Consider the following 12,023-nt stretch of genomic DNA (forward strand, 5'->3'; position numbering starts at 1 on the left):
CTAGAATATTGCTAGTCGGCTTTCAGATCGGTGATGCTGTTTTCAATGGCCGTTATATTGAGCTCGAGTTCGGCAATCTGTCTCAGTATCGATTTTCCCGGAAGCGCCTCTTCCCGTGCCGCTTCGTCGAGAAGCTTGAACTGTTCATCGCGCAGAAGCGAAGAGAGCTTTTCGAAGCGCTCAATGGTTTTCAGGTTCTCTTTCGACGGCATTATGTCATTCCTCAAATTTCGGCGTGGTTTACGATCGCTCTCAACGACCCGACCTCATCAATGACTTACAGTGATAAAGCCAAGATGGCCAGTTGATCGACCATAGCCCCTATTACCGGATCGCTTCCGTGATTGAATATACATATCAATGTGCAGTTTCGCTTGGGTTAATAGAATCCTCGCCGAATTGCATTGTATAGCTAGTAATTCATAGCTCTTCTTATATTAGATTTCTTGGAACTAAGCGCTCTTTCTCGCATTGATATACACCGGGTTTGTTATCGCAACGCATGTCAACACACATTTGAGGCGGTCGGAGCACAGATTGGCTCATGTATGACCGCAAATGCCCGGCCAACCGTCATTTCCCAAACGTCGCTTCGATGACGAAAGGGACGATTGGAGGAGCCCGTTATGGTTGATCCCCTTGATCCACGAAATAGCGACCCGCGCACAACTTCCAATCCGCGCCTGTCAGACCCTTCCGGAATGCCGCCACCTCCGCCCCCGCGCGGCGGAAGTGGCTATCTGCTTGGTGCGGTGCTTCTGGCAGCGATCATTATCCTCGCTTACTTCTTCTACCGGAATGGCAGTGGAACGGATACTGCGGCTCCACCTCCCCCGCCGCCGACGACACAGAGTGAGCCTGCCACACCGGCTCCAGCCCCACCGGCACAAAATTAAGCATTAACGAAAAAGGCCCGCATCAGCGGGCCTTTTTATAATCATATGGTTGCAGCCAATTACATATGGATCGGCTTGGCAAAGGTCGCCAATGCGGATTCGCGCACAGCTTCCGACATGGTCGGGTGGGCATGGCAGGTGCGCGCCAGATCTTCCGACGAGCCGCCGAACTCCATCAGAACAGCCAGTTCGTGGATCATTTCACCGGCATTATAGCCGAGGATATGAGCGCCCAGAACGCGGTCCGTTGCCTTGTCGGCGAGGATTTTCACGAAGCCGTCGGTGTGCTGCATGGCGCGTGCGCGACCATTGGCCGTGAACGGGAACTTGCCGACCTTGTATTCGATACCGGCGGCCTTCAGTTCTTCTTCGGTCTTGCCGACCGAAGCGACTTCCGGCTGCGTGTAGACGACGCTCGGAATGACATCGAAATTCACGTGACCAGCCTGACCGGCGATGATTTCGGCAACGGCAATGCCTTCGTCTTCAGCCTTGTGCGCCAGCATCGGACCCTGCACCACGTCGCCGATGGCATAGATGCCTTCGACATTGGTGCGCCAATGGTCATCGATCGCAACGCGGCCACGATCATCGACATTCACGCCCGCTTCCTGAAGGCCGAGACCGTCCGTATAAGGACGACGACCGGTCGCGATCAGAACTGCATCAGCTTCAAGCGTTTCAGCCGCGCCACCCTTGACCGGTTCGAACGTCACTTTTGCGCCCTTACCGGCTTTCTCGACGCCCGTAACCTTGGCGCCAAGCTTGAAGGCAATACCCTGCTTTTCGAGCAAGCGCTGGAACTGCTTCGACACTTCGCCATCCATGGACCCGAGCACCTTGTCGAGATATTCGACGACCGTGACCTTCGCACCAAGACGCGCCCAGACGGAACCAAGTTCCAGACCAATCACGCCACCGCCGACAACGATCAGGCTGCCCGGAACCTTGTCGAAGGAAAGCGCGCCAGTCGAGGAAACGATGACCTTTTCGTCAATATCGACCTTGACGCCAGGAATGCCCGCGACATCGGAACCGGTAGCAATGATGATGTTCTTTGCTTCGATTTCCTCGACCTTGCCGTCTTCAGCGGTCACGGAAACCTTGCCCTTGCCAACGATCTTGCCAGTGCCGATGAAGGCCGTGATCTTGTTCTTCTTGAACAGGAATTCAACGCCCGTGACATTGGCCTTTACGGTCGTGTCCTTGTGCGCCAGCATCTTTCCCAGATTGAGCTTCGGCGTCACTTCCACGCCGAGCGTGTCGAAGGAATGACCGGCTTCGGCAAAAACTTCCGACGCATGCAGAAGTGCCTTGGAGGGAATGCAGCCGATATTCAGGCAGGTGCCACCGAAGGTCTTGCGCTTCTCCACAACAGCAACGGAAAGACCAAGCTGTGCAGCCTTGATCGCGGCGACATAACCGCCAGGGCCCGTACCGATGACAACCACATCGTATGACATTGAACTATCCTTCTTCAGTCTGTCCTGAACGTTTTTCGAACGCCCCGTTCATCCGGGCCCGTTCTCTCATTCGAAATTATTCACATGCAACCGGTGCCTACAGGGTGCCGGTTATTCCTCGTCTGGTGAACATCCCTGAAAGCGGAATGCTTCCCACTGAAGCGGCTTTTCAGGTTTCGCCGCTCCAAAATCATAACCATCAAGCGCCGTCACCAGATCAGGCAGCAGAATTGCCTGCGCCGCCGGTTCTTCCGCCTTGGGCAGGACATCGGCTTCCGCGCCTTCCTTCAGCGCATAGATGACACTCTGCCAGATACTGCAATCGTCGAGATCTTCCGGATTGGAACCATCGCCCTTGCAGTTGAAGGTCAGCAAGGCATAGGGACGCGCCACGCCTTCTTCCGGCCAGATCACCATGCCGCTCAGCTTGAACTCGGGCTTGTCATTGGCCGTAATGGTGAACTCGTTCGTCGGCGCCGGTGACATTTTCAGGTCGTTCGGCTGCTCCGGGCGGAAGGTCAGCGTATAAGCATCGTCGCGATCGCGATAAATCGCCCGATTCTGGGTGCAGGCCGCCTGAACCGCAGTTGAGAACACGGTGAGCGCAAGCACCGAAACGGCGGCGGTCCTGAAAAGCTTGTTTGCAGCGTGCATCTGTCGGTTCTCCCTGAATGTTCCGGTTGAGTGTTTCCGGCAGCGAATCGAGGTTCAGTAAAACTGAACCTGTTGCTTCTTACATAGCCTTTTCGGTGGCAAGTTTAAGTCCCAGCGCAATGAAGACAACACCGCTGGCCCGATCAATCCATTTCGAGGCGCGCGAGAAGGCCGCCCGCATCTTCGGCGTCGTCATGAAAAGGCTGACGCCGACAAACCAGGAGATGAGCGCAGTCGCCATTACGACACCGTAACCGAGCTTCACCTCAGTTGGCGTATGGGCATGAACGACCGTCGAGAAAATCGACAGAAAGAAGAACACGGCCTTCGGGTTCAGCGCATTGGCGGCAAAGCCGAGGCCGAATGCCTTGGCAAAGCTCTGCTGCTTGCGCGGTTCCTTCGGCGTTGCGTCCACGTCGATCTTTGTGGTTCCAGCCCGCAGCGCCTTGATGCCGATATAGACCAGATAGGCCACACCGCACCATTTGACGATATTGAACAGATAGATCGACTTGGAAATGATGAGCCCGAGGCCCAAAACCGTGTAAGTCACATGCATCATTAGGGCGGCGCCGATGCCGAAGCTCGTGATGATCGCCTCGCGGCGGCCATGCAGCAGCGATTGCCGGATGACCATGGCGAGATCGGCGCCGGGGGAAACAATGGCAAAGACGAAAATCGCCATCAGGGATGCAAGTTCGAACAGATAGGGATGCATCGTGTTTCCTTCATTGCGCGTGTTTCACGCGCAGGCTGTCATCACAGAACCAAAGCCAGAAGCATGATACCGAGCCCCACCAGACTAATGAGCCAGACGAAGGAACGGAAATAGGGAATGCCCGCAAGATAAAGCGGGATATAGACGATGCGGCCGAAAAACCAGAGCCACGCGCCGACAATCCCCCATCCGGACGGATCGCCTTTCAGCACGAGCGCCAGCGCCAGACCGATGAAAGCCGGATAGGTCTCACGGAAATTGGCAGAGGCCCGCTCCGCGCGCCCGGCAAATTTACCGGAGGGTTTCAAACCCTCGTCGCGCGGACCGGCATTCCATCGAGAGCCGAGTTCCTTCGTCGCCGCAAAGCCCTGCAGGAGGATATGAACCACCAGCAGGACAACGCTCAAGCCGACCAACGGCAGAAACGGAGATGCGGAGAAGACGCCCGGCTCCATCGTTCGTCCTTAGAGATCGAGAACCAGACGTTCCGGATCTTCCAGGCTTTCCTTGACGCGCACGAGGAAGGTCACGGCTTCCTTGCCGTCCACGATGCGGTGATCGTAGGACAGGGCAAGATACATCATCGGACGGATCACGATCTGACCGCCGACGACAACCGGACGTTCCTGGATCTTGTGCATGCCAAGGATACCCGACTGCGGAGCGTTCAGGATCGGCGAGGACATCAGCGAACCGTACACGCCGCCATTGGTGATGGTGAACGTGCCGCCCTGCATGTCAGCGACCGAAAGCGTACCGTCGCGTGCTGCCTTGGCAAGACGTCCCAGTTCCTTTTCAACGCCTGCAATCGAAAGCTGGTCGGCGTCACGGATGACCGGAACCACAAGGCCCTTGTCCGTGCCGACGGCCATGCCGACATGGGCGAAGTTCTTGTAAATGATGTCCGTGCCGTCGATCTCGGCGTTAACAGCCGGGATTTCCTTCAGCGCATGGGTCACGGCCTTGGTGAAGAAGCCCATGAAGCCGAGCTTCACGCCATGCTTCTTCTCGAAGACGTCCTTGTACTTGGTGCGCAGTTCCATGACCGCAGACATGTCGACTTCGTTATAGGTCGTCAGCATGGCGGCGGTGTTCTGGGCATCCTTCAGACGCTTGGCGATGGTCTGGCGCAGACGGGTCATCTTCACGCGTTCTTCGCGCGATGCGTCGTCAGCCGACGATGCCGGACGGGCAGCGGCCGGTGCGGCCGGAGCCGGAGCAGCGGAAACACCCTTGGCGATAGCGTCGAGCACGTCGCCCTTCAGCACCTGACCGCGCTTGCCGGAACCGTCCACCTGATCGGCGGAGAGGTTATTTTCAGCAAGCAGCTTGGAGGCAGCCGGGGCAGGCTGCATAGCCGGGCCCGACGAAGCCGAAGCGACAGGTGCCGCTGCCGGTGCGGCAGCAGGCTTGGCTTCTTCCTTCTTCGCAGCAGGAGCCGCAGCGACGGCAGCGCCATCGGTGGAAATCTGGCCGAGAAGCGCATTGACCTCGACAGTGTCGCCTTCCTTGGCCGTGATTTCAGCCAATACGCCAGCAGCAGCAGCCGGAACTTCCACTGTCACCTTGTCGGTTTCCAGTTCCACCAGCGGTTCATCGATGGCGATGGCGTCGCCGACCTTCTTGAACCATTTTCCGATGGTTGCCTCAGTAACGGACTCCCCAAGCGTGGGAACGCGAATTTCGGTGGCCATGGTTTCTTCTTCCGTTGATCTTCAAACTTTAGATTTTGTGTTCAATTCAGGTTGGAGCAGTTCCGAAAAACTGCTCCAGAACTCTAACCCGGATCAGTTACCGAGCGCATCCTCAAGGAAAGCGGCGAGCTGCGCAAGATGCTTCGACATCAGACCCGTTGCAGGCGATGCTGCCGCCGGACGGCCTGCATAGCGCACGCGCTGATGCTTGGCGTCGATATGAGCCAGCACCCATTCCAGATACGGGTCGATGAACGACCATGCGCCCATGTTCTTCGGCTCTTCCTGACACCAGACCATTTCCGCATGGCGGAAGCGTGACAGCTCATTGATGAGTGCCTTGGCCGGAAACGGATAAAGCTGTTCGACACGCAGCAGGTAGACGTCATCGATGCCACGCTTTTCACGCTCTTCGTAAAGGTCGTAATAGACCTTGCCCGAGCAGAGAACGACGCGACGGATCTTTGCATCCTTCTGGAGCTTGATGCCTTCGTCCTTGTTGTACTGCGCATCGTCCCACAGCAGACGGTGGAACGAGGATTCGCCCGACAGTTCGTTGAGGGTCGAAACTGCACGCTTGTGACGCAGCAGCGACTTCGGCGTCATCATGATGAGCGGCTTGCGGAAGTCGCGCTTCATCTGGCGGCGCAGAATATGGAAGTAGTTAGCCGGCGTCGTAACGTTGGCCACCTGCATGTTGTCTTCCGCACACATCTGCAACCAGCGTTCCAGACGAGCCGAGGAGTGTTCCGGACCCTGACCTTCATAGCCGTGCGGCAGAAGGCAGACGAGACCGGACATGCGCAGCCACTTGCGTTCGCCCGACGAGATGAACTGGTCGAACACGACCTGTGCACCATTGGCGAAATCGCCGAACTGGGCTTCCCACAGAACCAGAGCGCGCGGGTCGGACAGCGAATAGCCGTATTCGTAGCCCAGCACTGCTTCTTCCGAGAGCATCGAGTTGATGGCCTCGTAGATCGCCTGACCCTTCTGGATATTGTTGAGCGGGATGTAACGGTTCTGGGTTTCCTGATCGTAGAGAACCGTGTGACGCTGCGAGAAGGTGCCGCGTTCGACGTCCTGACCGGACAGGCGGATCGGGCTGCCTTCAGCAACCAGCGAGCCGAATGCCAGCGATTCAGCCGTCGCCCAATCGATCCCTTCGCCCGTTTCCATCATCTTGGCACGGTTGTCGAGGAAGCGCTGGATCGTGCGATGGACGTGGAAGTCCTTCGGTACTTCAACCAGCTTCTTGCCGATTTCCTTGAGCGTCTTCATCGGTACGGCGGTCTTGCCGCGACGCTGTTCGTCGGCATTGTCGGCGGTGCGCAGGCCAGCCCAAGCGCCGTCCAGCCAGTCGGCCTTGTTTGGCTTGTAGCTCTGTCCGGCGTCGAATTCGGTTTCCAGATTTTCGCGCCACTGCGCTTTCATCTGGTCGATTTCTTCCTGCTTGATCAGGCCTTCAGCAATCAGCTTGTCGCTGTAGAGCTGAACCGTGGTCTTGTGTGCACGGATCGCCTTGTACATCAACGGCTGGGTGAAGGACGGCTCGTCGCCTTCGTTGTGACCGAAGCGGCGATAGCAGAACATGTCGATGACCACCGGCTTGTGGAAGGTCATGCGGAATTCGGTCGCAACCTTGGCAGCGAACACCACGGCTTCCGGATCGTCGCCATTGACGTGGAAGATCGGCGCTTCGATCATCTTCGCAACATCCGACGGATAAGGCGACGAACGCGAGAAGGCCGGATTGGTGGTGAAACCGATCTGGTTGTTGATGATGAAATGCAGCGTACCGGCGACGCGGTGCCCCTTCAGGCCCGAAAGGCCAAGGCACTCGGCCACAACACCCTGACCGGCAAAGGCAGCATCGCCATGCAGGAGCAGCGGCAAAACCTTGGCGCGCGTTGCAAGCGGAACCATGTCGTCACGGGTGCGACCAGCCAGCAGGTCCTGCTTGGCACGGGCCTTGCCCATCACGACGGGGTTGACGATTTCGAGGTGCGACGGGTTGGCGGTCAGCGACAGGTGGACCTTGTTGCCGTCGAATTCACGGTCCGACGAAGCGCCCAGATGGTACTTCACGTCGCCCGAGCCTTCCACGTCGTCCGGCGCATAGGAGCCGCCCTTGAATTCGTGGAAGATAGCGCGATGCGGCTTGCCCATGACCTGGCTAAGCACGTTCAGACGGCCACGATGGGCCATGCCGAAGATGATTTCCTTGACACCCATGGCGCCGCCGCGCTTGACGATCTGCTCAAGGGCCGGGATCAGCGATTCACCACCATCGAGGCCGAAACGCTTGGTGCCCTTGTATTTGACGTCGATGAACTGCTCGAAGCCTTCCGCTTCGATCAGCTTCGACAGGATGGCCTTCTTGCCTTCCGGCGTGAAAGCAACCTTTTTATCCGGACCTTCGATGCGTTCCTGAATCCAGGCTTTTTCAGCCGGATCGGAGATATGCATGAATTCGACGCCGATCGTGCCACAGTAGGTACGCTTCAGAATGTCGAGCATTTCCGGCACGGTCGCATATTCGAGGCCGAGCACGTTGTCGATAAAGATCTTGCGGTTGTAGTCGGCAGGCGTGAAACCGTAGTTTTCCGGCTCCAGCTCATTATAGTCGTTCGGCTTTTCGGAGAGACCGAGCGGATCGAGATTGGCGTGCAGATGGCCACGCATGCGGTAGGCGCGGATCATCATGATGGCGCGAACGCTGTCGCGTGCAGCCTGCGTGATCTCTTCGCTGGTAAGAGCCGCGCCGGTAGCACCCTTCGCTTCGCCCTTTGCAGCCTTACCTTTCAGCTTGTCGGTGACGTGCTTTTCAACTTCAGCCCAGTTGCCATCGAGCGCGGAAATCAGTTCGCCATTGGCTGCAATCGGCCAGTTCTTCCTGGTCCAGGACGCGCCTTCAGCGTTTTTCTTCACATCGTCGGCATTGTCGCCCAGCTTCGCGAAGAAATCGCGCCACTGCGGATCGACCGAATTCGGATCGTCCTCATACTTGGCGTACAGCTCCTCAATATAGTCGGCATTGCCGCCATAGAGGAATGAGGTAAGGGCGAAAACGTCGTTGGCTTGTTCTTGCCTTGCCATAGCCTATCCGGAGCAGCGCTCCGTCTCCTTGTCAGTGGCTCATCTTGCGCGGGCCGGAAGTTCGAAACTTCATCCCTCACGCCGCCGGGGAGGAACCGCTACAGACCCCGGCATGACTAAACTCTACGCGTCGGAACGGATATCCGTCCCTCTAATCCGGATCACATGACCCGTTGTATGCTAAACCCGGCAGCGGCTTTCGCCGCCGCCGGGATATTCAGACCGATACGCGATCTCAGCCCTTGAGGACTTCGACCAGCGTCTTGCCGAGCTGCGCCGGCGACGGCGACACGCGAATGCCGGCCGATTCCATGGCAGCAATCTTGTCTTCCGCGCCGCCCTTGCCGCCGGAGATCACGGCGCCAGCATGGCCCATGGTGCGTCCGGCAGGAGCCGTACGGCCAGCGATGAAGCCGACCATCGGCTTCTTGCGACCGCGCTTGGCTTCGTCCTTGAGGAACTGAGCCGCATCTTCTTCAGCCGAACCGCCGATTTCACCGATCATGACGATCGACTTGGTTTCGTCGTCGGCCAGGAACATTTCCAGCACGTCGATGAACTCGGTGCCCTTGACCGGATCGCCGCCGATACCGACAGCGGTGGTCTGGCCGAGGCCTTCGTTCGAGGTCTGGAACACTGCTTCATAGGTAAGCGTGCCGGAGCGGGAAACAACACCCACCGAACCCTTCTTGAAGATATTGCCCGGCATGATGCCGATCTTGCATTCTTCAGGGGTCAGGATGCCCGGGCAGTTCGGTCCGAGCAGTCGCGACTTCGAGCGTTCCAGACGCTCCTTGACGCGAACCATGTCCATGACCGGAATGCCTTCGGTGATGCAGACGATGAACGGGATTTCAGCTTCGATGGCTTCGATGATGGCATCGGCAGCACCTGCTGGCGGAACGTAGATCACCGATGCGTCTGCACCTGTGCGTTCCTTGGCTTCGGCAACGGTTGCGAAGATCGGAAGCTTTTCGCCCTTCTGGCCTTCCCAGGTTTCGCCACCCTTCTTCGGATGGATACCGCCGACCATCTGCGTGCCGTAGTAGGCAAGCGCCTGTTCGGTGTGGAAGGTGCCGGTCTTGCCGGTCAGGCCCTGTACGAGAACCTTGGTGTCCTTGTTGACGAGAATGGACATGCCTTAATTCCCCTTCACTGCAGCGACGATCTTCTGCGCCGCATCGTCGAGATCGTCGGCCGAAATGACGTTCAGGCCGCTCTCGTTGATGATCTTCTTGCCGAGTTCGACATTGGTGCCTTCGAGACGGACAACCAGAGGAACCTTGAGGCCGACTTCCTTGACCGCGGCGATCACGCCTTCGGCAATGACGTCGCACTTCATGATGCCACCGAAGATGTTGACCAGAATGCCCTGGACAGCCGGATCAGCGGTGATGATCTTGAACGCAGCCGTCACCTTCTCCTTGGAAGCGCCGCCACCAACGTCGAGGAAGTTGGCAGGTTCTGCACCGTAGAGCTTGATGATGTCCATCGTCGCCATGGCAAGGCCTGCGCCGTTGACCATGCAGCCGATATTGCCGTCGAGAGCGACGTAAGCGAGATCGTACTTGGAAGCTTCGATCTCTTTTTCGTCTTCTTCCGACAGATCGCGCAGTTCCTGAATGTCAGGATGACGGAACAGCGCATTGCCGTCGAACGATACCTTGGCGTCGAGAACGCGCACGCGGCCATCGGTCATGACGATCAGCGGGTTGATCTCGAGAAGGCTCATGTCCTTTTCGGTGAACGCCTTGTAGAGGATCGGGAACAGCTTGACGCCGTCTTCACGAGCCTGACCTTCAAGCTTCAGCGCGTCGGCGAGCTTGCTGGCGTCTTCGTCCGTTACGCCCTTGGCCGGATCGATGGCGACAGTCACGATCTTTTCAGGGGTTTCTTCGGCAACGGCTTCGATGTCCATGCCGCCTTCGGTCGAAACGACAAAAGCCGGACGACCAACGGTGCGGTCGATCAGGATCGAGAGATAAAGCTCGCGATCGATGTCGGCGCCGTCTTCGATGTAAAGACGGTTGACCTGCTTGCCGGCAGGGCCGGTCTGCTTGGTGACAAGCGTGTTGCCGAGCATTTCCTTCGCATTGGCAACCACTTCCTCAACCGACTTGGCGAGGCGCACGCCGCCCTTTGCATCGGCTGGCAGTTCCTTGAACTTGCCCTTGCCGCGTCCACCAGCATGGATCTGGCTCTTGACGACATAAAGCGGTCCGGGAAGCGTCTTTGCCCATTCTTCCGCCTGTTCGACGGAATAGACAGCCACACCATTGGCGATCGGTGCGCCGTAGGTGTGAAGCAGGCGCTTGGCCTGGTATTCGTGAATATTCATCTGGTTGTCCTCTACGGATTCCCGACCGATTCAGCGAGCCGGTACGGCCCGAATCTTCGACCGATAATTGACAGCCGGAAAAGGCCGGAGCCGCACAAATGCGACAACCCGGCCTTGTCTGGAATTTTACTTCAGCGACGGAGCGATGCCGATGCAGGCTTCGCAAAGACCGGCGACCGAAGCCACCGACTTGTCGAATTCAGCCTTTTCGTTCTTGTCGAGATCAATTTCAATGATGCGCTCGACGCCATTGGCACCGATCACGGTCGGCACGCCGACATACATGTCCTTGACGCCGTACTGGCCCGTAAGCTGGGCAGCAACCGGCAGGACGCGCTTCTTGTCCTTGAGGTAGGATTCAGCCATCTGGATGGCCGATGCAGCCGGAGCGTAGAAAGCCGAGCCGGTCTTGAGCAGGCCGACGATTTCCGCGCCGCCGTCACGGGTGCGCTGGATGATCTTGTCGAGCTTGTCCTGGCTGGTCCAGCCCATCTTGACGAGATCAGGGAGCGGGATACCGGCAACGGTCGAGTAACGGGCCAGCGGAACCATGCTGTCGCCGTGGCCGCCCAGCACGAATGCCGTGACGTCTTCAACCGAAACGTTGAACTCTTCCGAGAGGAAATAACGGAAGCGGGCGCTGTCGAGAACGCCAGCCATGCCGACAACCTTGTGCGCCGGAAGACCGGAGAACTTCTGCAGCGCCCAGACCATGGCGTCCAGCGGGTTGGTGATGCAGATGACGAAAGCTTCAGGGGCGTATTTCTTGATACCTGCGCCAACCTGTTCCATCACCTTGAGGTTGATGCCCAGAAGGTCGTCGCGGCTCATGCCCGGCTTGCGCGGCACGCCTGCGGTCACGATGACAACGTCTGCGCCTTCAATTGCTGCGTAGTCGTTGGCGCCGGTGTATTTCGCATCAAAACCGTCAACCGGAGAAGATTCGGCGATATCCAGTCCCTTACCCTGCGGGATGCCTTCCGCAATGTCGAAAAGGACGACGTCGCCGAGTTCCTTCAGACCAGCCAGATGGGCGAGCGTGCCGCCGATCATGCCGGAGCCGATGAGGGCAATCTTGTTGCGTGCCATGATTGTTTCTTTCCTCACTTTTGATCCAGAGACGCATCAAGCCATCCGGAATCCTCGCCGGAAACGCTCAAG

General features: G+C 57.9%; 11 protein-coding genes. 1 reads left to right on the forward strand and 10 read right to left on the reverse strand.

Annotation, left to right across the window (positions count from 1 at the left end):
* Window positions 1-11: 11 nt before the first annotated feature.
* Entirely contained in the window at window positions 12-212 is a 201-nt protein-coding gene (locus KWJ32_RS05215; RefSeq protein WP_010657585.1) for a hypothetical protein, read from the reverse strand.
* A 414-nt stretch (window positions 213-626) separates the two neighbouring features.
* Here KWJ32_RS05215 and KWJ32_RS05220 point away from each other — a divergent pair, with 414 nt between their 5' ends.
* The gene (locus KWJ32_RS05220) at window positions 627-896 is read left to right on the forward strand and encodes a hypothetical protein (RefSeq protein WP_151609629.1); all 270 of its coding nucleotides are present in this window, start codon (window positions 627-629) and stop codon (window positions 894-896) included.
* 59 nt (window positions 897-955) lie between these two features.
* On the opposite strand, the gene lpdA is transcribed toward KWJ32_RS05220, so the two are convergent.
* The 9 genes from lpdA to mdh all read right to left on the reverse strand — a co-directional run bounded on the left by lpdA (window position 956) and on the right by mdh (window position 11,951).
* Window positions 956-2,359: a dihydrolipoyl dehydrogenase gene (lpdA, locus tag KWJ32_RS05225; protein WP_094514663.1), complete on the reverse strand. Its 1,404-nt coding sequence runs from the start codon at window positions 2,357-2,359 to the stop codon at window positions 956-958.
* 111 nt (window positions 2,360-2,470) lie between these two features.
* Window positions 2,471-3,013 carry a hypothetical protein gene (locus KWJ32_RS05230; protein WP_012091133.1) on the reverse strand — a complete coding sequence of 181 codons (543 nt, stop codon included), beginning with the start codon at window positions 3,011-3,013 and terminating at the stop codon, window positions 2,471-2,473.
* A gap of 79 nt (window positions 3,014-3,092) precedes the next feature.
* Window positions 3,093-3,731 carry a LysE family translocator gene (locus KWJ32_RS05235; RefSeq protein ID WP_012091132.1) on the reverse strand — a complete coding sequence of 213 codons (639 nt, stop codon included), beginning with the start codon at window positions 3,729-3,731 and terminating at the stop codon, window positions 3,093-3,095.
* A gap of 41 nt (window positions 3,732-3,772) precedes the next feature.
* Entirely contained in the window at window positions 3,773-4,186 is a 414-nt protein-coding gene (locus KWJ32_RS05240; protein ID WP_012091131.1) for an MAPEG family protein, read from the reverse strand.
* A 9-nt stretch (window positions 4,187-4,195) separates the two neighbouring features.
* Entirely contained in the window at window positions 4,196-5,425 is a 1,230-nt protein-coding gene (gene odhB / locus KWJ32_RS05245; protein WP_012091130.1) for a 2-oxoglutarate dehydrogenase complex dihydrolipoyllysine-residue succinyltransferase, read from the reverse strand.
* Between the two features lie 93 nt (window positions 5,426-5,518).
* Window positions 5,519-8,524: a 2-oxoglutarate dehydrogenase E1 component gene (locus KWJ32_RS05250; protein WP_010657592.1), complete on the reverse strand. Its 3,006-nt coding sequence runs from the start codon at window positions 8,522-8,524 to the stop codon at window positions 5,519-5,521.
* 235 nt (window positions 8,525-8,759) lie between these two features.
* A complete protein-coding gene (gene sucD / locus KWJ32_RS05255; protein WP_010657593.1) occupies window positions 8,760-9,662 on the reverse strand; it encodes a succinate--CoA ligase subunit alpha in 903 nt (300 codons plus the stop codon).
* Between the two features lie 3 nt (window positions 9,663-9,665).
* The gene (sucC, locus tag KWJ32_RS05260; RefSeq protein WP_010657594.1) at window positions 9,666-10,862 is read right to left on the reverse strand and encodes an ADP-forming succinate--CoA ligase subunit beta; all 1,197 of its coding nucleotides are present in this window, start codon (window positions 10,860-10,862) and stop codon (window positions 9,666-9,668) included.
* Window positions 10,863-10,988: 126 nt separating this feature from the next.
* Window positions 10,989-11,951, reverse strand: coding sequence for a malate dehydrogenase (gene mdh, locus KWJ32_RS05265; protein WP_010657595.1), 963 nt, complete (start codon window positions 11,949-11,951; stop codon window positions 10,989-10,991).
* Window positions 11,952-12,023: the final 72 nt, after the last annotated feature.

This window comes from Ochrobactrum sp. BTU2 (assembly GCF_024539785.1).
GTDB lineage: Bacteria > Pseudomonadota > Alphaproteobacteria > Rhizobiales > Rhizobiaceae > Brucella > Brucella anthropi.

Coding starts and splice junctions, on each gene's coding strand:
- KWJ32_RS05215 (WP_010657585.1), bottom strand. CDS start 212: ATGCCGTCGAAAGAGAACCTGAAAACCATTGAGCGCTTCGAAAAGCTC.
- KWJ32_RS05220 (WP_151609629.1), top strand. CDS start 627: ATGGTTGATCCCCTTGATCCACGAAATAGCGACCCGCGCACAACTTCC.
- lpdA (WP_094514663.1), bottom strand. CDS start 2,359: ATGTCATACGATGTGGTTGTCATCGGTACGGGCCCTGGCGGTTATGTC.
- KWJ32_RS05230 (WP_012091133.1), bottom strand. CDS start 3,013: ATGCACGCTGCAAACAAGCTTTTCAGGACCGCCGCCGTTTCGGTGCTT.
- KWJ32_RS05235 (WP_012091132.1), bottom strand. CDS start 3,731: ATGCATCCCTATCTGTTCGAACTTGCATCCCTGATGGCGATTTTCGTC.
- KWJ32_RS05240 (WP_012091131.1), bottom strand. CDS start 4,186: ATGGAGCCGGGCGTCTTCTCCGCATCTCCGTTTCTGCCGTTGGTCGGC.
- odhB (WP_012091130.1), bottom strand. CDS start 5,425: ATGGCCACCGAAATTCGCGTTCCCACGCTTGGGGAGTCCGTTACTGAG.
- KWJ32_RS05250 (WP_010657592.1), bottom strand. CDS start 8,524: ATGGCAAGGCAAGAACAAGCCAACGACGTTTTCGCCCTTACCTCATTC.
- sucD (WP_010657593.1), bottom strand. CDS start 9,662: ATGTCCATTCTCGTCAACAAGGACACCAAGGTTCTCGTACAGGGCCTG.
- sucC (WP_010657594.1), bottom strand. CDS start 10,862: ATGAATATTCACGAATACCAGGCCAAGCGCCTGCTTCACACCTACGGC.
- mdh (WP_010657595.1), bottom strand. CDS start 11,951: ATGGCACGCAACAAGATTGCCCTCATCGGCTCCGGCATGATCGGCGGC.